20 protein-coding genes and 1 pseudogene are annotated in these 22,654 nt (G+C 58.6%); 9 read left to right on the top strand and 12 right to left on the bottom strand.

Annotation, left to right across the window (positions count from 1 at the left end):
- The first annotated feature begins 8 nt into the window (after window positions 1-8).
- The 4 genes from EE949_RS15155 to EE949_RS15140 all read left to right on the top strand — a co-directional run bounded on the left by EE949_RS15155 (window position 9) and on the right by EE949_RS15140 (window position 3,232).
- A complete protein-coding gene (locus EE949_RS15155) occupies window positions 9-533 on the top strand; it encodes a DUF2937 family protein (protein WP_122665028.1) in 525 nt (174 codons plus the stop codon).
- A gap of 331 nt (window positions 534-864) precedes the next feature.
- Complete coding sequence (locus EE949_RS15150) at window positions 865-1,617, top strand: 5-oxoprolinase subunit PxpA (RefSeq protein WP_122665027.1); 753 nt, start codon at window positions 865-867, stop codon at window positions 1,615-1,617.
- Window positions 1,614-2,318, top strand: coding sequence for a 5-oxoprolinase subunit B family protein (locus tag EE949_RS15145; protein WP_122665026.1), 705 nt, complete (start codon window positions 1,614-1,616; stop codon window positions 2,316-2,318). The genes EE949_RS15150 and EE949_RS15145 overlap by 4 nt, the downstream gene beginning before the upstream one ends.
- On the top strand, window positions 2,315-3,232 hold the full coding sequence (locus EE949_RS15140; protein ID WP_122665025.1) for a biotin-dependent carboxyltransferase family protein: 918 nt from the start codon (window positions 2,315-2,317) through the stop codon (window positions 3,230-3,232). The genes EE949_RS15145 and EE949_RS15140 overlap by 4 nt, the downstream gene beginning before the upstream one ends.
- Before the next feature lie 105 nt (window positions 3,233-3,337).
- Here EE949_RS15140 and EE949_RS15135 read toward each other — a convergent pair whose 3' ends face one another.
- The 3 genes from EE949_RS15135 to EE949_RS15125 all read right to left on the bottom strand — a co-directional run bounded on the left by EE949_RS15135 (window position 3,338) and on the right by EE949_RS15125 (window position 6,685).
- Window positions 3,338-4,516, bottom strand: coding sequence for a vWA domain-containing protein (locus EE949_RS15135; protein ID WP_087265387.1), 1,179 nt, complete (start codon window positions 4,514-4,516; stop codon window positions 3,338-3,340).
- Between the two features lie 13 nt (window positions 4,517-4,529).
- Window positions 4,530-5,375 carry an AAA family ATPase gene (locus tag EE949_RS15130; RefSeq protein ID WP_087265388.1) on the bottom strand — a complete coding sequence of 282 codons (846 nt, stop codon included), beginning with the start codon at window positions 5,373-5,375 and terminating at the stop codon, window positions 4,530-4,532.
- 242 nt (window positions 5,376-5,617) lie between these two features.
- Window positions 5,618-6,685, bottom strand: a complete 1,068-nt coding sequence (locus EE949_RS15125) for a DUF748 domain-containing protein (RefSeq protein WP_122665024.1) — start codon at window positions 6,683-6,685, stop codon at window positions 5,618-5,620.
- 135 nt (window positions 6,686-6,820) lie between these two features.
- Here EE949_RS15125 and cysK point away from each other — a divergent pair, with 135 nt between their 5' ends.
- Both cysK and EE949_RS15115 read left to right on the top strand, forming a co-directional pair.
- Window positions 6,821-7,795, top strand: coding sequence for a cysteine synthase A (gene cysK / locus EE949_RS15120; protein ID WP_087265390.1), 975 nt, complete (start codon window positions 6,821-6,823; stop codon window positions 7,793-7,795).
- Between the two features lie 138 nt (window positions 7,796-7,933).
- Window positions 7,934-8,872 (top strand): aspartyl/asparaginyl beta-hydroxylase domain-containing protein, encoded by a 939-nt coding sequence (locus EE949_RS15115; protein WP_122665023.1) that lies wholly within the window; start codon window positions 7,934-7,936, stop codon window positions 8,870-8,872.
- 130 nt (window positions 8,873-9,002) lie between these two features.
- On the opposite strand, the gene EE949_RS15110 is transcribed toward EE949_RS15115, so the two are convergent.
- Window positions 9,003-9,896, bottom strand: coding sequence for a DMT family transporter (locus tag EE949_RS15110; protein WP_122665022.1), 894 nt, complete (start codon window positions 9,894-9,896; stop codon window positions 9,003-9,005).
- Window positions 9,897-10,435: 539 nt separating this feature from the next.
- Between EE949_RS15110 and EE949_RS30270 the strand changes: the two are divergent.
- The 3 genes and pseudogenes from EE949_RS30270 to EE949_RS15100 form a co-directional block, all read left to right on the top strand.
- Window positions 10,436-11,410, top strand: a pseudogene (locus EE949_RS30270) (cache domain-containing protein); the annotation flags it as partial.
- Between the two features lie 54 nt (window positions 11,411-11,464).
- The gene (locus tag EE949_RS30265; RefSeq protein WP_422765575.1) at window positions 11,465-12,316 is read left to right on the top strand and encodes a methyl-accepting chemotaxis protein; all 852 of its coding nucleotides are present in this window, start codon (window positions 11,465-11,467) and stop codon (window positions 12,314-12,316) included.
- Between the two features lie 375 nt (window positions 12,317-12,691).
- Entirely contained in the window at window positions 12,692-13,969 is a 1,278-nt protein-coding gene (locus tag EE949_RS15100; RefSeq protein ID WP_122665020.1) for an aromatic amino acid transport family protein, read from the top strand.
- Window positions 13,970-14,082: 113 nt separating this feature from the next.
- Here the strand turns inward: EE949_RS15100 and EE949_RS15095 are convergent, their stop codons facing one another.
- The 8 genes from EE949_RS15095 to EE949_RS15060 all read right to left on the bottom strand — a co-directional run bounded on the left by EE949_RS15095 (window position 14,083) and on the right by EE949_RS15060 (window position 22,555).
- A complete protein-coding gene (locus EE949_RS15095) occupies window positions 14,083-14,532 on the bottom strand; it encodes a DUF411 domain-containing protein (protein WP_122665019.1) in 450 nt (149 codons plus the stop codon).
- A gap of 191 nt (window positions 14,533-14,723) precedes the next feature.
- Window positions 14,724-16,319: a gamma-glutamyltransferase family protein gene (locus EE949_RS15090; protein WP_122665018.1), complete on the bottom strand. Its 1,596-nt coding sequence runs from the start codon at window positions 16,317-16,319 to the stop codon at window positions 14,724-14,726.
- Between the two features lie 32 nt (window positions 16,320-16,351).
- Window positions 16,352-17,224 carry an ABC transporter permease gene (locus tag EE949_RS15085; protein WP_122665017.1) on the bottom strand — a complete coding sequence of 291 codons (873 nt, stop codon included), beginning with the start codon at window positions 17,222-17,224 and terminating at the stop codon, window positions 16,352-16,354.
- Window positions 17,224-18,168, bottom strand: a complete 945-nt coding sequence (locus EE949_RS15080; RefSeq protein ID WP_027898078.1) for an ABC transporter permease — start codon at window positions 18,166-18,168, stop codon at window positions 17,224-17,226. Before EE949_RS15080 ends, EE949_RS15085 begins: the two co-directional genes overlap by 1 nt.
- A gap of 28 nt (window positions 18,169-18,196) precedes the next feature.
- Window positions 18,197-19,699, bottom strand: coding sequence for an ABC transporter substrate-binding protein (locus EE949_RS15075; RefSeq protein ID WP_122665016.1), 1,503 nt, complete (start codon window positions 19,697-19,699; stop codon window positions 18,197-18,199).
- Window positions 19,696-20,817: an ABC transporter ATP-binding protein gene (locus EE949_RS15070; RefSeq protein WP_122665015.1), complete on the bottom strand. Its 1,122-nt coding sequence runs from the start codon at window positions 20,815-20,817 to the stop codon at window positions 19,696-19,698. Before EE949_RS15070 ends, EE949_RS15075 begins: the two co-directional genes overlap by 4 nt.
- Window positions 20,814-21,821 (bottom strand): ABC transporter ATP-binding protein, encoded by a 1,008-nt coding sequence (locus EE949_RS15065; protein ID WP_122665014.1) that lies wholly within the window; start codon window positions 21,819-21,821, stop codon window positions 20,814-20,816. Before EE949_RS15065 ends, EE949_RS15070 begins: the two co-directional genes overlap by 4 nt.
- The gene (locus EE949_RS15060; RefSeq protein ID WP_122665013.1) at window positions 21,818-22,555 is read right to left on the bottom strand and encodes a FadR/GntR family transcriptional regulator; all 738 of its coding nucleotides are present in this window, start codon (window positions 22,553-22,555) and stop codon (window positions 21,818-21,820) included. The genes EE949_RS15065 and EE949_RS15060 overlap by 4 nt, the downstream gene beginning before the upstream one ends.
- Window positions 22,556-22,654: the final 99 nt, after the last annotated feature.

Raw genomic sequence — 22,654 nt, 5'->3', positions numbered from 1 at the left:
GGATCTAAATGCTGCGAAGTTATCTGCGATTGGTCTTGTTCACGGCGGGCTTGTTGTTCGGGGTTCAGATACCGGGGTTTATCAGCGACTACGGCAAGCGAGTCGAGGCGCATCTGCTTGAGGCCCAGCAAAGTGTCAGAGGCTACAACGCCACGGCGCAGCAGTTCTTCAAGGGTGATGTGCAGGCGCTGATTCAGCACTATCGCAACAGCGAAGACCCGGTCTTTCGTGCTGATGCCGATACTATCAATACTCTGTTGACCCGAACTCAGGTGCTGCAGCGTGAATGGCTGGCGATGCAGGGGCCGTGGTATGCGCGTGCGATTCATGTTGCCGTGGCCGCCGATGCCGATATCCGCAGCGAGACCTGGAACGGTTATACCTGGCAGGTTCTGCTGGCACCGGACGTCATCGCCTGGGGCATTATCTGCGCCTTGCTGCTCGCTTTCCTGATCGAGAGCTTCTTCCTGATGATCAACTGGGTGGCCACGGGCGGCCGTCGCAAGCATCGGCTGGAGCGGGACTGGCGCTGATAGCGACATATGTCGTGCTCCAGGGATCGCCCCGATCACCAGTGGGAGCGAATTTATTCGCGAATACGGCGGTTCAGACGCAGAAGAAGTAGTGGATGTACATGCCTCTTCGCGATTGAATTCGCTCCCACTGGGCAAGTTCAATGCTGTATCAAACGCCTCAATCACTTTTTCTTATCCGCCCCCCGCGCTTTTATTAGTTGGACGCCACGTCCGGCCTCATCCAAGAATAAGTCATGCCTGACAGGCCCGTCGCAACGCTGCCTTTGCCAGTAACTGGCGCGCTAGACTGAACCTGTTGTCCGAAAACGATAAGCACAGGAGAGACCCCATGGGCCGCCTGCTACTCAATTGCGACATCGGCGAAAGCTTTGGTGCCTGGAGCATGGGCCTTGACGCTCAGGTCATGCCATTCATTGACTGCGCCAACGTCGCCTGCGGCTTTCACGCCGGTGATCCCAGTGTGATGCGCAAGACGGTCAGCCTGGCACTGGCCAATGACGTCATGATTGGCGCGCATCCGGCTTACCCGGATCTGGTGGGTTTCGGTCGCCGTTCCATGGCATGCAGCCCTGAAGAGATTCAGGACCTGTTGCATTACCAGATTGGTGCGCTGGACGGCGTGTGTCGTGCTCAGGGAGGGCGAGTGCGCTACGTCAAACCCCATGGCGCGATGTACAACGACATGATGGCCAACTCTGCGCAACTGCGTGCAGTCATTGAAGGCATTGCCCGTTATGACGCGACGTTGCCATTGATGCTGCTGGCCATGCGTGACAACAGCAGGGCGCAGGCGTTGGCCGATGAGTTTGGTGTGCAGTTGTGGTTCGAAGCGTTTGCCGACCGTGGCTACGAGCCTGACGGCAGCCTGATGTCGCGCAAACTGCCCAACGCCGTGCACCATGATCCGGACGTCATCGTGGCCCAGGCCTTGACCTTCGCCCGCGGCGAGCCGTTGATTGCCAGTGATGGCAGCCAGCTCCCGCTCAAGCCGGATACTTTGTGCGTGCATGGCGACAACGCCAGTTCAGTCGCGGCTGTCCAGCGTATTCGCCAGTCTCTGGATGAGCTGTCCGGCGTATGAAGTTGCGTATCGAAGTGGTCGCGATCGATTGCCTGATGGTGCGTCTGTTCGACACCATCGACGAGAGCAATATGCCGTGGATGCTGGCTGCCACCGCTCGTTTGCGCGAGCAGTTTGCCGGGCATCTGGTGGAACTGGTGCCGTCCTACACCACCTTGATGGTGCAATACGATTTACTGGGGCTTAACCCGCAACAGGCACGTGAGCTGATTCATCTGGCGTTGCGCGATCTGGCCCCTGATCCATCCGTCAGTGGTCAGCACCATGTATTGCCTGTCTGGTATGACCTGAGTGTCGGTCCGGAATTGAGTTTGTTGTCCAAACGCAGCGGCCTGGAAATCACAGAAGTCATCCGTCGTCACAGCGAACGCCAGTATCAGGTATTCGCCCTCGGTTTTGCCCCGGGCTTTGCGTTCATGGGGCTTGTGGAGGAAATCCTCGCCGCACCTCGTTTGAACACCCCGCGCAAGCGGGTCGCAGCGGGCAGCGTCGGCATTGCCGAACGTCAGACAGCGGCGTACCCGGTGGTTTCCCCGGGTGGCTGGAACCTGATCGGCCGTACCTGCAGCAAGCTGTTTGATCGTCAGCGCGACGGCTACAGCCTGATGCAGCCCGGCGACACGGTCAGTTTTGCTGCCATTGAGCGTGCTGAATTCGTGCGCCTGGGTGGCGATGACACGCCATTGGAGGTGCAACCATGAGTGCGCTGCTGATCGAAAACAGTACGCCGTTATGCTTGTTGCAGGACGCTGGCCGGTTCGGTGTTCGTCATCTGGGGGTTACTCAGGGCGGGGCGCTGGACTGGGTGTCAATGTCGTGGGCCAATCGTTTGCTGGACAACCCGCTGGATGCGGCGGTCATCGAAGTGACGCTCGGCGGTCTGACCTTGTTGGCAGAAGAAGATTGCTGTCTGGCGCTGGCCGGTGCCGACCTGGGTGCAATGCTTGATGAGCGTCCACTGTCGCCATGGCGCAGCTTCTTCATGAGCAAGGGGCAGCGTTTACGTTTTACCCAGCCACACCTTGGTGCGCGAGCCTATCTGGCTGCGCCTGGCGGTTTTGACGCTCCCAAGGTCCTGGGCAGTTGCTCCAGCGTTGGTCGTGAAGAGCTCGGGGGGCTCGACGGGCTGGGTAAGCCTCTGGAGAAGGGCGATCGGTTGAGTTACTCGGGCGCCTCGTTTTTGCTCGGGGCGCTCACTGAGCAGCAAATCCCTGACTTCAATGACAATGCGCCGCTGGACATCGTACTCGGTGCCCAGGCCAGTGAATTCAGTGGCCAGAGCCTGTTCGATGTGTTCAACAACGACTGGACCCTGGACAGCCGTGCTGACCGCATGGGTGCCCGTATGCTGGGGCCACAGCTGGTTTACCAAGGCGCACCGATGATTTCTGAAGGTATTCCGTTGGGTGCTGTGCAAGTACCCCCGGATGGTCAGCCGATCATTTTGCTCAATGACCGGCAAACCATCGGCGGTTACCCCCGGTTGGGAGCGCTGACGCCATTGTCTCTGGCCCGTCTGGCGCAACGGCTGCCCGGCAGTACGGTGCGGCTCAAGCCGATTGTGCAGACCACGGCGCATGAGCAGCAGGTCGCGTATTTGCAGAGGCTACGCTAATCCCCCTGTAGGAGCTGCCGAAGGCTGCGAAAGCGTTTGATCTGACATAACGCTATCGCAGCCTTCGGCAGCTCCTACAGGGCCTGATTCCAATTCGGATCTGGATTACTTCGCCAGATACCGCATGCCTTCCTCCAGCCCGCGCAGTGTCAGCGGGTACATCTGATCCTCGATCAGGTCGCGCACAATATTGGTTGATGTGGTGTAGGCCCAGGCGTCTTTGGGATAAGGATTTATCCAGATGAGTTTCTTGAACTTGGCGGTAAAGCGCTGCATCCAGAGGTAACCGGGTTCTTCGTTCCAGTGCTCGACACTGCCACCCGCCTGAGTGATTTCATACGGTGCCATCGAAGCATCACCAATGAAGATCACTTTGTAATCCGCGCCGTATTTGTGCAGTAAATCCTGGGTCGAAAAGCGTTCCGAACCGCGGCGCATATTGTTCTTCCACACTGATTCATAGATGAAGTTGTGAAAGTAGAAGTACTCCAGGTGCTTGAACTCGGTCTTGCAGGCCGAGAACAGCTCTTCGCAGACTTTGACGTGGGCGTCCATCGAGCCGCCGATGTCGAACAACAGCAACAGCTTGATGGTGTTGCGCCGTTCCGGGCGCATCTGGATGTTCAGCAGGCCGGCATCGCGCGCGGTGTGGTCGATGGTGCCATCGATATCCAGTTCTTCAGCAGCACCCTGGCGGGCAAACTTGCGCAAACGGCGCAGCGCCACTTTGATGTTGCGTGTACCAAGCTCGACCTGATCATCCAGATTCTTGTACTCGCGCTGGTCCCAGACCTTGACCGCTTTGCCTTTGCGCTCGCCCGCATCGCCAACCCGAATGCCTTCCGGGTTATAACCGCCTGAGCCGAACGGACTGGTGCCGCCTGTGCCGATCCACTTGTTGCCTCCGGCGTGGCGTTCCTTTTGCTCTTCCAGACGCTTCTTGAATTCCTCGATCAGCTTGTCGAGACCACCCAGTGACTGAATCTGCGCACGCTCTTCATCCGTTAGCGAACGCTCGAACTCTTTGCGCAGCCAGTCTTCGGGGATCAGGGCCTTGAGGTGATCGTCGAGCTTCTCCAGGCCATTGAAATAGGCGCTGAAAGCACGATCGAACTTGTCGAAGTGCCGCTCGTCCTTGACCAGAATCGTGCGGGCGAGAAAGTAGAACTCGTCCATGTCGGCGAACGTCACCCGTTGTTTCAGGGCGTTGATCAGGTCCAGCAGCTCACGGACCGAGACCGGCACCTTGGCGGCGCGCATTTCGTTGAACAGATTGAGGAGCATGGTTTCTCCTGGCTCAACGGTTGCCGCGACGGCTCATGAACGCCAGACGTTCGAGCAACTGCACGTCCTGCTCGTTCTTGACCAGTGCTCCGGCCAGCGGCGGGATGGCCTTGGTCGGATCGCGCTCACGCAGCACGGCTTCGCCAATATTGTCGGCCATCAGCAGTTTCAGCCAGTCCACCAGTTCCGAGGTTGAAGGTTTTTTCTTCAGGCCGGGTACTTTGCGCACATCGAAGAACACGTCCAGCGCTTCGCTGACCAGGTCCTTCTTGATGTCCGGATAATGCACGTCAACGATTTGTTGCAGCGTGGCACGGTCCGGAAAGGCGATGTAATGGAAGAAGCAACGGCGCAGGAAAGCGTCTGGCAGCTCTTTCTCATTGTTGGAGGTAATGATGATGATCGGCCGGACTTTGGCCTTGATGGTCTCGTCGATCTCGTAGACGTAGAACTCCATCTTGTCGAGTTCTTGCAGCAAGTCATTGGGGAACTCGATGTCGGCCTTGTCGATTTCGTCGATCAGCAGGATCACACGTTCTTCTGCTTCGAACGCTTCCCAGAGCTTGCCTTTCTTCAGGTAGTTACGCACGTCGTGGACTTTATCCACGCCCAGTTGCGAGTCCCGCAGGCGGCTGACGGCATCGTACTCGTACAACCCTTGATGAGCCTTGGTGGTGGATTTGATGTGCCAGGTAATCAGCTTGGCCCCGAACGATTCGGCCAGTTGCTCGGCAAGCATGGTTTTACCGGTGCCCGGCTCGCCCTTGACCAGCAATGGACGCTCCAGGGTGATTGCCGCATTGACCGCCAGCTTCAGATCGTCAGTGGCGACGTATGCGCGGGTGCCTTCAAACTTCATCGGTAAGTCCTCGATAAACAATGCGCGGACTATAGCGCGCAGGTCTGGCGACTGTGAATGTGGGGCGGGTATTCAGTTACTGAATGAGGAGTCGGCGTCGCACAGATCATCGGCATTCGGTGGAAAAGCCTGTGGGAGCGAATTCATTCGCGAAGGCGGTGTTTCAGACACCGATATTTTTCAGGCCCGACCTCTTCGCGAATGAATTCGCTCCCACAGGTTTTGCGTTCGTCTGGCGGAAATCAGCCTTTGCTGTTGTCATACCGCGCATTGAACGCCTGCACGAACGCATTCCTCAGGATCTGCAAAAAGGCCTGAAAGGCGCTGACATCCTGGTTATGTACGCTGCCGCTCAGTTCAACCCGGGTCGCGAACTGATTTTCGCTCTGGTTCTTCAGCACGGTTTCACCGCCGCCGACTACGGCTTCCCAGATTGAACGGAAGAAGCCCTTGTTTTGATTTTCGACGTCCTGCTTCCAGTTGAAAACTTCAACATCGCGCAGCAGCGGTTTGATGTAACCAGTCAACTGGCCTTTATCCGCTTGAGCTTCGATGACCAGATCACCTTGCCCTGCATTGAAATCGAAATTGCCATACGCGGATGCAAAGTCGTTCAAGCGTTTGAGCTGGATCCCGGTGGCACGTAGCCGCAAGTCAAAGTCTTCGAAGTTGGTGAACGGGTCGAAGGTTGCGGACGCTTCCATTCTGGCGTGACCTTCGAGCAGCGCCTTGCCTTCGAAGCGAGCGTCGCGGTTGCCTTTCAGGTCTTCAACGTTCGTCAGGTTATAAAGGCTGGCGTTGAGCTTGTCGGCCTCGATTTTCACTTTCGGCGTGGTGCTGAAATTGTTGAAAGTGATCTTGCCGTCATTTATCCGGACTTCGTTGAGGGTGATTGGGAGCAGCTTGTTTATTTGCTCCTGCCAGTCAGTACCCTGACCGGTCTGCGACGCTTGCTTGTTTTTGCCGCCATCGACAAAGTTGATCTCCGGCTGAGCGAATACCATCTCAGCGACCACTGCATGGTCGTACCACAGATGTTTCCAGCTCACCGCCAAATCAATGACCGGTACTTTGACGAAGGGCACCGGCACCTTGCCGTCCACCTTGACGATGTTTAGCCCGTTGATTCTGTAGGCACCGCGCCATAACTCGACGTCGACATCGGTAACCTGACCACGGTAGTCGCCCATGTCGGCGAGCTTGTCATTGAGGTAGTTGCGGACCAGATAGGGCAGGGCAATGTGCACGGCGACCAACAGGACAACAATCCCGGCCAGGGTCCAGAGTGGCCAGCTGTAACGACGTTTCATGGCGAGGGTCTCAGGTTCTGATGAGTTGTTGACTCTTCACGTCGGCATCCGTTCGCTGCGACTGGACGCCTACCAGTCATGAGGCATAGGCTTTCACTTTCCAGACCACTGAAGAACGTGCACAAGGACACCGCCATGAGCCGTATTTACGCTGACAATGCCCACTCCATCGGCAACACCCCGCTGGTGCAGATCAATCGCATCGCGCCCCGTGGAGTCACGATTCTGGCCAAGATCGAGGGCCGTAATCCGGGCTATTCGGTGAAGTGCCGGATCGGTGCCAACATGATCTGGGACGCTGAAAGCAAGGGCAAACTCAAGCCTGGCATGACCATCGTCGAACCCACATCGGGTAACACCGGTATCGGCCTGGCGTTTGTGGCTGCCGCCCGTGGCTACAAACTGATGCTGACCATGCCGGCATCTATGAGCATCGAGCGGCGCAAAGTACTCAAGGCGCTGGGCGCCGAGCTGGTCCTGACCGAGCCTGCCAAAGGCATGAAAGGCGCTATCGAGAAAGCCGAAGAGCTGCTGGCCAGCGATCCTGAAAAATTCTTCATGCCAGCCCAGTTCGAAAACCCGGCCAACCCGGCGATTCATGAAAAGACCACTGGCCCGGAAATCTGGAATGACACGGATGGCGCGGTCGATGTGCTGGTCGCGGGCGTCGGCACAGGCGGCACCATCACCGGCGTTTCCCGTTACATCAAAAATACTGCGGGCAAACCGATTCTGTCCGTCGCTGTAGAGCCGCTGGTTTCGCCGATCATTACCCAGGCGCTGGCTGGTGAAGAGATTAAACCCAGCCCGCACAAGATTCAGGGCATTGGCGCCGGTTTCATCCCGAAAAACCTCGACCTGTCGCTTGTCGACCGGGTTGAATTGGTCAGTGATGACGAAGCCAAAGCCATGGCACTGCGCTTGATGCAGGAAGAGGGCATCTTGTGCGGTATTTCCTGTGGCGCAGCCATGGCGGCAGCGGTACGCATGGCCGAAACCCCGGAAATGCAGGGTAAAACCATTGTGGTGATCCTGCCGGATTCGGGTGAGCGTTACCTGTCGAGCATGCTCTTCAGCGACCTGTTTACCGACCAGGAGCTGCAACAGTAAGACCTCGTTTACGCTTGTCCGCTTTTTGTCAGGTCGGCGAGGGTTTATGATGCCCGGCTGGCGAACCTTCCCTGCGATGGTTCGCCTTCCAGCACGATCACCACGACAAGATGTACAGCGGTAAACGAGGAGAGTTAGATGACGTTTTCATTGGCTGCCAAGGTATCGATCCTGATGCTTTTCGTGTGCAGCACGCTGTATGTGCATTTGCGTGGCAAGGCGCGATTGCCGCTGTTGCGTCAGTTCGTCAATCATTCGGCGTTGTTCGCTCCTTATAACGCCCTGATGTACCTGTTTTCCCGCGTGCCGTCCAAGCCGTATCTGGACCGTACCGCGTTCCCCGAGCTGGATGTGCTCAAAGATAATTGGCAGACAATCCGCGAAGAAGCCATGCATCTGTTCGATGAAGGCTACATTCGTGCAGCCGAGAAGAACAACGACGCCGGTTTTGGCTCGTTCTTCAAGAAGGGCTGGAAGCGTTTTTACCTTAAGTGGTACGACAAAGCCTTGCCGTCTGCCGAGGCGCTGTGCCCGAAGACGGTAGCGCTGGTCAATTCGATCCCCAACGTCAAGGGCGCGATGTTCGCCCTGTTGCCTGGGGACAGCCACCTGAACCCGCATCGTGATCCGTTCGCCGGTTCGCTGCGTTATCACCTGGGGCTGTCGACGCCCAACTCCGACGATTGCCGGATCTATGTCGATGGTCAGGTCTACGCCTGGCGGGATGGCGAAGACGTCATGTTCGATGAAACCTATGTGCACTGGGTCAAGAACGAGACTGACGTGACCCGTGTAATCCTGTTTTGCGACATCGAACGACCGTTGCGCACTCGCGTCATGACCCGCATCAACCGCTGGGTCAGCGCCTTTCTGGGCCGCGCCACCGCTCCTCAGAATACCGATGACGAACGTGTAGGCGGCATCAACCAGGCTTATGCCTGGAGCAAGCGCTTCAGCGATACCTTCAGCGGCAAGGTCAAGCAATTCAAGCGCAAGAACCCCAAAGCCTATCGCGTGCTACGCCCGGTGCTGGCGGTGGTGGTGCTGACGTTGCTGGGGTATTGGCTGTTTGGGTGAGTCTGGACACTCATTACTGTGGGAGCGAATTTATTCGCGAAAGCGGGGCGTCAGGCACCGATGTTCTCAGGTCTGCCCCCCTCGCGAATAAATTCGCTCCCACGGGATCGCACTCCAACGCAATCTTCCGTCAGATCGTCTTCACTGCCGCAGGCCGCAACACCAGCCACAACGACAGCGCAATCAGCACGCCGCCATAGACATGCGCCATCGACAGCGGCTCATCCAGAAGTAACGCACCCCATAGCACGCCAAATGGCGGGATCATGAACGTCACCGTCATGGAGCTGAGCGGGCCGATGCTGGTCATCAGGCGGAAATACAGGATGTAGGCGAACGCCGTGCACACCAGACCCAGCCCCAGTAGTGATACCCAGACGCTGACCCCGCCCCAACTGGCAGGCGGATCGGTCAAGACTCGATAGCCGAAGAACGGCAACAGCAACAAGGTTGCGCCCAGCATGCTGCCCAGTGCCGAAAGACGGCTGTCCAGCCCACCCTGTTGGTCCAGCCAGCGTCGCGTGAGAAAGCCGGCGAACGCATAGCAGGTGGTCGCCAACAGGCAGGCAAGGGCACCCATCAGCAACTCCAGGTTGAAAGCCACCGGCCCCGCTCGGGTCAGAATGCCGACACCGACCAATCCCAGAAAAACACCGCTGATCTTTACCGCCGAGAGCTTCTCGCTGAAGAACAGCCCGCCGACCAGCACGCCCATCAGTGGTGTAGTGGCATTGAAGATCGACGAGTAACCGGCAGGCAGTGTCTGTGCCGCGATCGAATAAAGCGTCGCAGGCAGTCCGGAGTTGATTACCCCTAAGAGCATGCAGGTTTTGAGCTTGCCGCGAAAATCCAGACGTACGCGCATCAGCAGGAAAATGACCAGCAGACCAGCTGCGGCGATCGATACTCGGAAGAATGCGGTCGGTACGCTGCCCAGCACGGGCGCGATAATACGCATGAACAAAAAGCTCGCTCCCCAGATGGCGGCGAGCACCAGCAGGTTGACGATATCGGCAGGTTTCATGAAAGGTCCTTCTTGGCAGAAGGCCGGGAGTTTTACCGGGAGACGCAATGTCTTGCAATGATTTGTGACGTAAATTCCCAAGCTCGTCTGCATATGCACAGCCCGATAGGGAATCACCTGTTTCTTGCCTGTCGTGTCGAAAAACCAGGCTTATTAACGTTTCAATTATATGAACAGCGCCTGATAGTTAAGAGATCAACGGTCGGCTGAATAGCACTTTCATATTTAACTTATCTACAGGCCAGCCGAAATAGCCGTTATGGACTGTCCATAAAATTGCTTCGCAGGGAGAGCGACTGGATTCCAGCGCCAACCTATTGGCTTTTTTTATGTAGAGCCAGGGTTGGCAAGGCCTCCAGCTCGGGAGCTGGTCAGAACATGAGAGGTGGCGGTGGTGGTATCAGCGTTAAAAACATCATGAATGTTGATCTCGAGTTAATAGAACGTCAGTGCCAGTAAAGGCCGGCGTTTTGTGAACCTATATATAGACGCTATTGCACCTGCAATAAGACGTTTGTGCGATTTGAGAGGAAGTCTCGATGACTTTGAAGTTTCGTCATAAAATTTTGCTGGCTGCCTCGATTATCGTGGTATTGGCGTTCGCATTATTCACGTTGTACAACGACTATCTGCAACGCAACACCATTACCAAAAACCTTGAAAGCTCGGTGGCCCAGGCGGGCGAGTTGACCGCGACCGGCATTCAGAGCTGGCTGAGCGGACGCATTCTTGTGCTGGAAAACCTCGGGCAGAACGTCGCCCGCCAAGGCACCAAGAGTGATCTTGGTGGCCTCGTCGGTCAGCCGTCGCTGACGTCGACTTTTCAGTTCACTTATATCGGTGATGCCGACGGCGTGTTCACGCAGCGGCCGGACGCTGAAATGCCTGCCGGTTATGACCCGCGTAAACGTCCTTGGTACACCTCGACGGTAACCGCCGACAAGACGATTATCAGCGCGCCTTACCTGGCTTCGGTCGGCGGGCTGGTTGTCACCATTGCCAGCCCGATCAAGATCAACGGCAAGGTTGCCGGGGTGGCAGGCGGCGACCTGAGCCTGGATACCCTGGTGAAAATCGTCAACTCGGTTGAGTTCGGTGGCTTGGGCCATGCCTTTCTGGTCAGCGGCGACGGGCAGGTCATCGTCAGTCCGGACAGAGATCAGGTCATGAAAAACCTCAAGGATATCTATCCAGGCCAGACGCTGAGTCTGGACAAGACCTTGCGTGAAGTGACCCTCAACGGCCAGCAACGCCTGTTGTCATTTACACCGATCAGTGGGTTGCCGGGTGCTGATTGGTACATCGGTCTGTCCATCGACCGGGACAAAGCCTACGCGCCATTGAGCGAGTTCCGTACCTCTGCGCTCATTGCCATGGTCGTCGCAGTGCTGGTGATCGCCTTGTTGCTGAGCGTGCTGATCAGTGCGCTGATGCGTCCTTTGACGGCCATGGGCCGTGCCATGCAGGACATTGCTCAGGGCGAGGGCGACCTGACCCGCCGCCTGAGCATTCAGGGCAAGGACGAGTTTGCCGAGCTGGGTGGTTCATTCAACCAGTTCGTTGAGCGCGTGCACGCGTCCATCGTTGAGGTTTCATCGGCAACGTTGCTGGTTCATGACCTGTCGCAACGGGTAGAGCAATCGTCCAACTCCTCAATCCTCGGGTTTGATGAGCAAAGTGCCCGCACCAACAGCGTCGCTGCAGCGATCAACGAACTGGGCGCTGCCACTCAGGAAATCGCCCGCAATGCGTCGGACGCCTCGACTCAGGCCAGCCAGGCCCGGGAGCAGGCAGAAGACAGCCGCGCAGTGGTGGAAAAGACTATTCATGCCATGACCAGTCTTTCATCCAAGATCAGCGATTCCTGCACGCAGATCGAAACCCTGAACACCAGCACTGAAAACATCGGGCAAATTCTCGACGTGATTAAAGGCATCTCTCAGCAAACCAACTTGCTGGCGCTCAATGCGGCCATTGAGGCGGCGCGTGCGGGCGAAGCCGGTCGTGGTTTTGCGGTGGTGGCTGACGAGGTGCGTAATCTGGCGCATCGGACTCAAGAGTCTGCTGACCAGGTGCACAAGATGATCGGCGAGCTGCAGCAGGGCTCTCACGATGCGGTCGAGAACATGAACCAGAGCCAGGTCAGCAGCCGCGACAGCGTCGAAGTTGCCAACCAGGCGGGCACCCGACTGACCAGCGTGACCCAGCGCATCAGCGAAATCGACGGCATGAACCAGTCGGTGGCCGCCGCCACCGAAGAGCAGACCGCTGTGGTGGAAACGCTCAACGTCGACATCAGCCAGATCAACATGCTTAACCAGCAGGGCGTGGCCAACCTCAACGAAACCTTGTCCGACTGCGCCGCGCTCTCGCAGCAGGCAGGGCGGCTTAAACAGTTGGTGGCAAGCTTCAAGATCTGACCGGCTGGATTTGTGGGCTGAACCTGTTCCAAGGGGGGGGCGCCTGATTCTGACGTCATACCCTGTTCTGCCAGCAGGGTTGCATTCTCCTGTGGGAGCCGAGCAAGCTCAGCTCCCACAGGTACGATCCCGATATTGGCGCGATGGCGTGTGATCGGCTTACGGGCCAACATAAAATCTGCCACTTAGTAGTCAAGGTCGCGGACAAACCGCGTAAGACTGCTCCTGATCACACTCTTCTCGTCTGACAAACCTTTGATTTTCCGGCGTAATCCCGGACAATCGCGCCCCTCTTTTCTGAGGGGACGCGAAACTGCCCAGTTTTTCTGACGCGTCCCTGCCATGTTGTATTAACCGGCACGGAGATTCGACCGGATGAATGATCAGGCCAATAGCGTCGAGCAACGTTTCGACGCAGCCGCTAAACCGATTGCGGCGTGGAGTCGTCATGACACCACCTGGATGCTCGGGTTGTTCGGCACCGCCATCGGCGCAGGCACGTTGTTCTTGCCCATCAACGCAGGCATCGGCGGCTTCTGGCCGTTGTTGGCCCTGGCGTTGCTGGCGTTTCCGATGACTTATTACGCGCACCGTGGTTTGACCCGTTTTGTGCTGTCCGGTCGTGAAGGCGCAGACATTACGGAAGTCGTTGAGCAGCACTTCGGCAAGAGCGCCGGCACGCTGATCACCGCGTTGTACTTCTTTGCGATCTTCCCGATTCTGTTGATCTATAGCGTGGCGCTGACCAATACCGTCGGCAGCTTTCTTGAGCACCAACTGCACATTCAGCCGCCACCGCGCGCCTTGCTGGCGTTTGTGCTGATCCTGGGTTTACTGGCAGTGGTGCGTTGTGGCGAACGGTTTATCGTCAAGGCCATGAGCCTGATGGTTTATCCGTTCATCGTGGCGTTGCTGTTCCTGGCGGTGTTTCTGATCCCGCACTGGAACGGCGGCATCCTTAGCACCGCTACCACACTGCCGGAGCCATCGGCATTCCTGCATACCTTCTGGCTGGCGATTCCGGTGATGGTATTTTCCTTCAACCACTCGCCGATCATTTCCGCGTTTGCTGTTGATCAGAAGCGCATGTATGGCGATCAGGCTGAAGGGCGCAGCTCGCAGATTCTGGCGCGTGCTCACGGTTTGATGGTGATCATGGTGATGTTCTTCGTGTTCAGTTGCGTGCTGACCCTGTCGCCCGCGCAACTGGCTGAAGCCAAGGTTCAGAACATCTCGATCCTGTCGTACCTGGCCAATCACTTCAGCAACCCTACGATTGCGTTCGTGGCACCGTTGATTGCTTTTGTGGCGATTGCCAAGTCGTTCCTGGGCCACTACATCGGTGCCAGTGAAGGTCTTAAAGGTATCGTTGTGAGAACCGGTCTGCGTCCCGCGCCCAAAGCGCTTGATCGCCTGACCGCGGCCATGATGCTGGTGGTGTGCTGGGTTGTTGCCACGCTTAACCCAAGCATCCTCGGCATGATCGAAACCCTTGGCGGGCCGATCATTACCGCGTTGCTGTTCCTGATGCCGATGTACGCCATCCACAAAGTCCCGGCCATGCGTCAATACGCAGGCAAGGCGTCCAACGTGTTTGTGGTGATTGTGGGTGTGGTGTCGATGCTGGCGCTGGTTTATTCGTTGATGCAGTAAGCCTCTGATGCAATTCCTGTAGGAGCTGCCGAAGGCTGCGAAGCTTTAATACCGATACACCGCCATTCGCAGCCTTCGGCAGCTCCTACAGGGAGGCGGGCTGCCGGAGAAACTTACTGCGCCGGGTAGTCCGCCACGACCCGCTCTTGACCCGAAGCCGTCAGGCCAATGATCTGATGAGCGCTTCTACGATTACCTGATTCCATACCCGGCGAGCCCATGGGCATGCCGGGTGCGGCGACGCCGATCAGGTCCTTCTGCGCGACCAGTTCGCGAATTTCCGAGACTGGCACGTGACCTTCGACGAACTTGCCATTGATCACGCCGGTGTGACATGAGCCCAGTTTCTCGGGCACGCCGAGTTTTTCCTTCACGGCGCTCATGTTGTCTTCGGGGTGATCATTCACGGTAAAACCGTTTTCCTTGAGGTACGCCATCCACTTGGTGCAGCAACCGCAATTCGGGTCGCGGTAGACGTCGATGGTTTGCGGCGCGGCGTGCAGCAGCGCGCTGAAACCGAGGAGGGCGATCAGGCTGGCTTGTTTGATCTTCGAAAACGTCATGAGAGATGTGCTCAAGGATGTTCAAAGTGCAGAGGCTACACGGGTTGTGAGGGCTGGAAAATACCTTGGTCCGCGGCGCCCTTATCGCGGGCAAGCCTCGCTCCCACATGAAAATAACATTCTCCTGTGGGAGCGAGGCTTGCCCGCGATAAGGGCTACAAAGTTTTTAGCTGGATTGCGTTAGCTTAGGCTCAATACGCAGCCACCAAACCATCCTTCCTAGGATCTGTCCCGCCCACATACCCATGGGCCGTGCGCTGGATGATCTGGGCACCGCCAAAGGCAAACACGCCGCTTGGCTCTTCGACATCAATGTCATGGCCTTTGGCGCGCAGGGCTTTGACCACTTCAGGGTCAAACGCACGCTCCACAGCAACCTTCAAACCAGACTCGATCCTCCAGCGCGGGGCATCGGCAGCGGCTTGCGGGTTCTGTTTGTAACGCAGAATGCGCATCATCATCTGCAAGTGACCCTGCGCCTGCATTGGACCGCCCATCAAGCCGAAGGACATCAACGGCGTACCGTCGGCGTTCATCACAAAGCCGGGGATGATCGTGTGGAACGGGCGTTTGCGCGGTGCCACGTAGTTGACGTGCGTTGGATCCAGCGAGAAACCCGCGCCACGGTTTTGCATGCTGATGCCGGTACCCGGCACGACGACGCCGGAGCCGAAGCCCATGTAGTTGGACTGGATGAACGAGATCATCATGCCGCTTTCATCGGCTGCTGACAGATACACCGTGCCACCCGGTTTTGGCGAGCCATGACCGGGATTCGCAGCCTGATCAGTGACCAATCCGGCGCGCTCCTTCAGGTAGGCCTTGCCCAGCAAATCCTCGGAAGGCACACGCATGTGATCGCTGTCTGCGACGTGTTCGTCGAGGTCGGCCAGGGCCAGTTTCATGGCTTCCAGCACCGGGTGAACGGTTTCAAGGCTGTCCACCGGATGCTCGCCGACACCCAGCGCTTCAAGCATGGTTAAACCGGCGAGCGTTGCAATGCCCTGGCCATTCGGTGGCAGTTCGTGAACCACGGCACCGGCATACGGCACCGACAGCGTGTCGATCCAGTCCACGGTGTGCGTCGCCAGATCGTCGAGGCTCATGACGCTGCCGTTAGCGTTGGCATGAGCAATGATTGCCTCAGCCAGTTCGCCACGATAGAACGCTTCGCCTTTGGTCTGGGCAATCAGTTCCAGGGTGCGGGCATGGTCCTTGAGCTGGATTTTTTCGCCAGCCAGCGGCGCCTTGCCATCCGGCATGAAGCACTCGGCAAAGCCCGGTTGATCCTTGAGCAACTGTGAGCCGCGCTTCCACAGCTCGGCGATGATCGGCGTGACCTGATATCCATCGCGGGCATAGCCTATCGCCGGTTCAGCGAGGGTAGCGAAAGGCAGTTTGCCGTAACGCTCCGACAACTCGACCCAGGCCGATACCGCACCCGGCACACTGACGGCGGGCCACCCACGTTGCGGCATCTGGCTCTGGCCCGCGAAATACTCGGGCGTCCAGGCCTGCGGTGCACGACCGGAAGCGTTCAGACCTTGCAGCTTGTTGCCGTCCCAGATAATGGCGAAGGCATCGCTGCCAATCCCGCAACCAGTGGGCTCGACCACGGTCAGCACCATCGCCGCCGCGATGGCGGCATCGACTGCGTTGCCGCCTTTGCGCAGCATGTCCAGCCCGGCCTGAGCGGCCAGTGGCTGGGAGCAGGCGACCATGTTGTTGCCCATCACCGGCGAGCGCGCCGAAGCGTAAGGTTGGCTGTAATCCAGATCATCGAACATAAGCTTTTTCTCTTTGGCAGAAGACGAAAGTTTTAGCCTTTGGGGTCCAGCGCATCGCGCAGGCCGTCACCCAGCAGGTTGAAACACAGGACCGTGATGTAGATCGCCACGCCGGGCGCAATCGACATCCACGGAGCCTGCTCCATGAAATTCTTTGCAGTATTGAGCATCGAGCCCCAGGACGGCGAAGGTGGTTGCTGGCCCAGACCGAGGAACGACAGGCTGGCTTCAGCCAGAATCGCCGAAGCGATGGTCAGCGTCGCTTGCACCACCAGCGGCGACATCACGTTGGGCAGCACGTAGCGCAGGATGATCCAGCGATCTGGCAGACCAATGGCGCGAGCACCTTCCAGATAATCCTCATGCTTGATCGACAGCACCTGGCCACGCGTCAAACGAGCGAAAATCGGCATGGCGGACAGGCCGATGGCGATCATCGCGTTGGTCAGGCTTGGGCCAAGAAATGCACCCAACGCGATGGCCAGCACCAGAAACGGACAGGACAACAGCGCTTCCATAACCTGTGAAATGATCATGTCCAGCTTGCCGCCGAAGTAGCCGGCGAGCAGGCCCAGCGGCACGCCGATGCACATGGCGATAGCCACTGACACGCCACCGGCCAGCAGCGAACTGCGGGCGCCATACAGCAGGCGTGAAAACAGATCCCGGCCCAGTTCGTCGGTGCCCAGCCAGTAGATCAGCGAGGGCGCTTTACGCACCGCGAGAAAGTTGGCTTTCAGCGGATCATGGGGCGCAATCCAGGGCGCCAGAAGGGCCGCCAGGACAAACAGCAGCAACACCGCTGCGCCAATCACCGCGCCTTTGTTGGCGAGGAATTTCTTCAGGAACGGCGAGCGACTGCGGGGCAGGATCGCGCTGTGCGGGAGGCTGGCAATAGCGGTCATCAGGCAGTCCTCAGACGCGGGTTGATCAGACGGTAAAGCACGTCGGCCAGCAGGTTCAGCATCAGGAAGCCAATCGCGACACACAGCACCACGCCTTGCACCACGGCGTAATCACGATTGAACACGGCATCGACGATCATCTTGCCGAAGCCCGGAATACTGAACACCTGCTCGGTGAGTACGGCACCGCCCAGCAGTTCACCGAACAGCAACGTGGTCAGCGTAACGATGGGCATCAACGCATTGCGCAGCGCATGCTTGAGAATCACCGTGCGCGGGAACAGCCCTTTGGCCCGCGCAGTACGGACGTAATCGGTACGCAACACTTCGAGCATGGCGCTGCGGGTGTGGCGCATGAGAATCCCCGACAGCCCGGCCCCCAGCACGAAGGCTGGCAGGATCAAGGTCTTCAGGTTTTGCCCGAAGTCCTCGCCCATGGGCACAAAGCCGGAGGCAGGCAGCCATTGCAGTTTCACGGCGAAGATCATGATCAGCAGGATGCCCAGCCAGAAGTGCGGAATGGAAATCCCCGACAGCGCCACCACGTTGGCTCCGTAATCCACGGCGGTGCCTTTGCGCACCGCCGAAATAATCCCGGTGGGAATACCGATCAGCAGCGCAATCAGCAGCGCCAGGACCGCCAGCTCAATGGTCACCGGCAACTTGGACGCCAGCAGCGTGGTCACCGGTTGCTCGGTGCGCAGCGAGGTGCCGAAGTCGCCGGTCAGCACGTTGCCGACCCAGTTCAGGTACTGCAACGGGATCGGGTCGTCGAGCCGGTACTTGTCGCGCAGGTATTCCATGACCGCCGGATCGCGTTCCTCCCCGGCCATGGCCAGCACCGGGTCACCCGGCAGCAGCTTCTGCAGGGTGAAGACGAACAGCGAAACCAGAATCAGCGTCGGGATCGAGCTGAGCAGGCGTCGCAGGATAAACATCAGCATGCCGGAACCTCGCAGGTGCGTCCGTCAGTCATGGTTTGAACGCGACATTGGTCAGACGAATCAGGCCGTCCGGGTTTGGTACAAAACCGGTCACGTTGTTACGCATGGCAATGATCCGTGGATCGAAATACAGGTACGCAGTCGGTACTTCGTCAGCGAGCAAGCGCAGGGCTTCGTTGTACAGCGCCTGGCGTTGTGGAACGTCGTTGACGGTGCGCGCCTTGTTCAGCAGTTCGTCGAGTTTGGCGTTGCAGTATTTACCGTCGTTCTGGCCACCTTTGCAGGTCACGAACTGGTGGATGTCGCCATCCGGATCAGGACGGCCCGACCAGGCGCTCATGCCGATCTGGAAGTTGCCGCTCTGCTGTTCGCTGAGCATCGTGGCGTATTCGGTCGCAACCAGATTGACCTTGAAACCAGCCTCTTCAGCCATAGCCTGGATGATCTGCCCGACTTGTTGCGCAATCGGGTTGTTGGCCACTTTCAGTTCGACTGCCAAAGGCAGTTTCACGCCGGCCTCAGCCAGCAGCGCCTTGCTCTTCTCGACGTCGCGAGTCGGGATCGGCAGCGCCTGATCGTAGTACGGGCTGTTTTTCGGGAACGGTTGGGCGCTCGGCGCGTAGAGGCCTTCGAAGACCACCTGGTTGATTGCATCGCGGTCGATGGACAGCTCAAACGCCTTGCGTACGCGCTTGTCTTTACCGATCGGCGAGTTGGCTTTTTCGCCATTGCCGATGTTGAACATCAACTGCATGTAGCCCAGGCCCGGCGTGTTGTAGATCGCCAGCTTGCTGTCGCCCTTGACGGTTTTCACGTCGGTCGGTGCGACTCGTTCAATGATGTCCAGATCGCCGGAGCGCAGGTTGGCCAAGCGTACCGAGGTATCAGGAATCGGCAGGAACACGACTTTGTCGAAGTGATACGCCTGCTTGTTCCAGTAGTTGTCAAAACGCTCCAGCACGATGCGATCCTGCTGCACGCGCTGGACGAATTTGTAAGGGCCGGAGCAGACAGGTTTGGACGCGAATTCGCCCTGAGCGGCTTTCGGCGCGAGCATCATCCCGGCGCGGTCCGAGAGCTGCGAAACCAGCGTGGCATCGGCCTGCTTGAGCTTGATGGCGACGGTTTTCGCGTCGATCACTTCAACGCTGTCCACCGACGCCAGCTCGCTTTTGCGCAGGGAGTCGGGCAGGGTGCGGGCACGGTCCAGGTTGAATTTCACCGAGGCCGCATCGAAAGGTTCGCCATCGTGGTAGGTCACGCCTTCGCGCAAGGTCATGGTCAGGGTTTTGCCGTCTTCGCTCCAGTTCCAGGCGGTGGCCAGCTGTGGCGCGTAGGTCAGGTCCGGGTTGACGTCCACCAGCTTGTCGCACAACGCGGTGTATACCAGACGGCCGGAATAGGTACGTGAACGATGCGGATCCAGCACATCGGGATCGTCCTGAATGCCGATGCGCAAGGTCGATTCGGCAAAGGCTGCGTTGGCGGCCAGCAATAACAATGTTCCTGTCATGACGCGTGCGATTTTCATGGCTGGCTCTCCACTGCAAGGGATTGATGGTTCTTGAACAGATTCAGGCGCTGCGTGTAAGCAGCGCTGGGTGTCGGAAGGATCAAGGTGCCGCTGCCCGCGTTGGCGATTTCCCGCCAGAAGTGGCACGCCACCTGACGTTCCGCCTCGACGGTTTCCATGACCGGCACGGCTTCTTTGCACAGCGCGCGGGCATGGGGGCAGCGGGTATGAAAACGGCAACCGGAAGGCGGGCGGCTGGGGCTGGGCATGTCGCCGCCCAGCAAAGGGCGCGGCTGGCGTAAATCCGGGTGGCTCACCGGTACGGCGGCCATCAGCGCCTGGGTATAAGGATGCAAAGGGTTTTCGAACAGCGCGTTGACCGGCGCCAGCTCGACGATTTCACCCAGATACATCACCGCGACCCGGTCGCTCATGTGGCGGATTACGGCCAGTCCATGGGCGACAATCACCAGGGTCAGGCCGAACTGATGCTTGAGGTCTTCCAGCAGGTTGACCACTTGCGCCTGCACTGAAACGTCCAGTGCCGAGACCGGCTCGTCACCGAGGATCAGGCGTGGATCGGACGCCAGTGCGCGGGCAATACCGATACGCTGGCGCTGACCACCGGAGAATTCGTGAGGATGGCGGCCGCCGTGCTCCGGGGCCAGGCCGACCGTGCGCAGCAACTCTGCAACCTTGGCATGGCGGTCGCTGCGGCTGGCTTCGCTGTGCAGCCAGATCGGTTCGCCGACGATGGATTCCACCGTCATGCGCGGGTTCAGCGAAGCGAACGGGTCCTGGAAAATGATCTGCAAGTCGCGGCGTACCTGACGCAGTTTTTCCGGCGATAGGTTGGCCAGGTTTCGGCCTTCGTAAATCACATCGCCTGCGGTGGGTTGCAGGAGGTTGAGCAGCAAGCGGCCAAGGGTTGATTTACCTGAGCCTGATTCGCCCACCAAGGCCAGCGTTTCACCTTTGCGTACCGCCAGATTGACCTGATTGACCGCTTGCACGGGCGGCTTCTTTGGCTGGAACAAGCCACTTTCTACCGCGAAATGCTTGCTTAGGCCGATGCCTTCGAGGATCGGCTTTTGCAGGCTGGCGGCCTCGACGAGGTTGCGTTCGGAAAGGCTCACGCGCTGACTCCCACATGCTGTTCCAAAGGCGCGCGGATGCACGCGGCGAAGTGTCCGGGGGATAATTCAAGCAACGGCGGGCGCTCATCTCTGCACTGCTGGATCACGAACGGGCAGCGTCCTGCAAACCGGCAACCGCCGGGCATTTCCGCCGGGGTCGGCACGCGGCCATTGATCGTTGCCAGACGACCTTCGCGTGGGCCAATGGACGGCATCGAACCCATCAGGCCAATGGTGTACGGATGCTGCGGATCGTCGAACAGAGTCTTCACCGGGCCGCTTTCCACCACGCGACCGGCGTACATCACCATCACGTCGTCGGCGACTTCGGCGACCACGCCCAAATCGTGGGTGATCAGTATCATCGCGGTGCCGGTTTCGGTTTGCAGGTTGGCGATCAGCGAGAGGATCTGCGCCTGAATGGTCACGTCCAGTGCGGTCGTCGGTTCGTCGGCAATGATCAGTGCCGGATCGTTAGCCAGCGCCATGGCAATCATCGCCCGCTGACGCATGCCCCCAGACAGTTCGTGAGGGTAGGCATCCAGTCTCTGGCGAGCGTCAGGTACGCGGACTTTTTCGAGCATTTCCAGCGCCCGTTGCCGGGCGTCTTTATCCGGGAGGCCCTGATGGCGGATCACGCTTTCGGCGATCTGCTCACCGATGGTGAACACCGGGTTCAGCGATGTCATCGGTTCCTGAAAAATCATCGCCATGCGGTTGCCGCGCACATCCAGCAGGCGCTCTTCGGACATGCCCAGCAAGGCTTCATCAATCAGCAGCGAATCGCTTGCGGTTACTTTTGCGGTGGCAGGCAGCAGCCCCATCAGTCCCATGGAGGTCACGCTCTTGCCACAGCCGGATTCGCCGACGATGGCCAGCGTCTTGCCGCGCTTGACGGAGAACGACACGCCATCGACCACGTTGGCCGGTGCTCCGGCAAAGCGTACGGTGAGGTCGTTGACGCTGAGGACCGTCGGGTTTGTCGATTCAGTGGTGGCGCTCATAAGCTGGCCTCCAGGTCTTGATTGATGACGTTATCCAGCGCCTGTTGCAGCGCTCGCAAATGGCCGCGCATGGCCGTGGCGGCTTTGATCGGGTCGCGACTTTCGATGGCGCTGACGATGTCGTCATGGTCATGGCTATAGGTATCGAGGCGGTCGGCGTTGCGTGCCCGGTGACGCAAATCACGCCAGGCCGGATCGAGACGGATCGCATCGAGCATTTCAAAGATATCCAGCATCAGGCGGTTGCCCGCTGCTTCAGCAATGGCGCGGTGCAGTGCGCTGTCCCACAGTTCAATGCCTTCGGCATCGGGATGCTCGGCTGCCTGCTGGCGGGTAGTGCGTTCGGTAAGGCGACGCAGGATCGCCATCTGTTCACCATTGGCCCGCACCGCTGCCAATGAAGCCAGTGCCGGTTCCAGGTGCAGGCGCGCCTCCATGACCTCACTGAAGTTGGTCCGCCCGGACAGCCGGGCGAAGCTCATTGCAGCGCTGGGCGGGGTGGGGCCGACAAAGGTTCCTTTGCCTTGCCGCCGCCAGATCTGCCCTTCGGCTTCGAGCACCGATAGCGCCCGGCGAATCGCCCGGCGGCTGACGCCGAAATCCGTAGCCAGATCACGCTCGGTAGGCAGCGCCCGCTGGGGGAACGCAGCATGCTGGGCAACGATCTGCCGCAAGGCATCCAGTGCCAGTTTCGAAGCGTTATCAATGGGGGTGTCAGGGTCGAACCTTTGCATCGTGGTACTCGCGCCAGACCAGAAAAAGATGCCCTGAGCTGCCTGTAGGCAGTGATTCGAGGCAAGACGGCTGGTGCAAGAGCGATGCCAATGGAAATT

Origin of the sequence: Pseudomonas viridiflava (assembly GCF_900602065.1) — a bacterium.
Lineage (GTDB): Bacteria > Pseudomonadota > Gammaproteobacteria > Pseudomonadales > Pseudomonadaceae > Aquipseudomonas.
This window is presented reverse-complemented; position numbering and strand designations above follow the sequence as displayed.

Excerpts from the sequence above, each read along its gene's own strand:
- EE949_RS15155 (WP_122665028.1), top strand. The coding sequence starts at position 9 with ATGCTGCGAAGTTATCTGCGATTGGTCTTGTTCACGGCGGGCTTGTTG.
- EE949_RS15150 (WP_122665027.1), top strand. The coding sequence starts at position 865 with ATGGGCCGCCTGCTACTCAATTGCGACATCGGCGAAAGCTTTGGTGCC.
- EE949_RS15145 (WP_122665026.1), top strand. The coding sequence starts at position 1,614 with ATGAAGTTGCGTATCGAAGTGGTCGCGATCGATTGCCTGATGGTGCGT.
- EE949_RS15140 (WP_122665025.1), top strand. The coding sequence starts at position 2,315 with ATGAGTGCGCTGCTGATCGAAAACAGTACGCCGTTATGCTTGTTGCAG.
- EE949_RS15135 (WP_087265387.1), bottom strand. The coding sequence starts at position 4,516 with ATGCTCCTCAATCTGTTCAACGAAATGCGCGCCGCCAAGGTGCCGGTC.
- EE949_RS15130 (WP_087265388.1), bottom strand. The coding sequence starts at position 5,375 with ATGAAGTTTGAAGGCACCCGCGCATACGTCGCCACTGACGATCTGAAG.
- EE949_RS15125 (WP_122665024.1), bottom strand. The coding sequence starts at position 6,685 with ATGAAACGTCGTTACAGCTGGCCACTCTGGACCCTGGCCGGGATTGTT.
- cysK (WP_087265390.1), top strand. The coding sequence starts at position 6,821 with ATGAGCCGTATTTACGCTGACAATGCCCACTCCATCGGCAACACCCCG.
- EE949_RS15115 (WP_122665023.1), top strand. The coding sequence starts at position 7,934 with ATGACGTTTTCATTGGCTGCCAAGGTATCGATCCTGATGCTTTTCGTG.
- EE949_RS15110 (WP_122665022.1), bottom strand. The coding sequence starts at position 9,896 with ATGAAACCTGCCGATATCGTCAACCTGCTGGTGCTCGCCGCCATCTGG.
- EE949_RS15100 (WP_122665020.1), top strand. The coding sequence starts at position 12,692 with ATGAATGATCAGGCCAATAGCGTCGAGCAACGTTTCGACGCAGCCGCT.
- EE949_RS15095 (WP_122665019.1), bottom strand. The coding sequence starts at position 14,532 with ATGACGTTTTCGAAGATCAAACAAGCCAGCCTGATCGCCCTCCTCGGT.
- EE949_RS15090 (WP_122665018.1), bottom strand. The coding sequence starts at position 16,319 with ATGTTCGATGATCTGGATTACAGCCAACCTTACGCTTCGGCGCGCTCG.
- EE949_RS15085 (WP_122665017.1), bottom strand. The coding sequence starts at position 17,224 with ATGACCGCTATTGCCAGCCTCCCGCACAGCGCGATCCTGCCCCGCAGT.
- EE949_RS15080 (WP_027898078.1), bottom strand. The coding sequence starts at position 18,168 with ATGCTGATGTTTATCCTGCGACGCCTGCTCAGCTCGATCCCGACGCTG.
- EE949_RS15075 (WP_122665016.1), bottom strand. The coding sequence starts at position 19,699 with ATGAAAATCGCACGCGTCATGACAGGAACATTGTTATTGCTGGCCGCC.
- EE949_RS15065 (WP_122665014.1), bottom strand. The coding sequence starts at position 21,821 with ATGAGCGCCACCACTGAATCGACAAACCCGACGGTCCTCAGCGTCAAC.
- EE949_RS15060 (WP_122665013.1), bottom strand. The coding sequence starts at position 22,555 with ATGCAAAGGTTCGACCCTGACACCCCCATTGATAACGCTTCGAAACTG.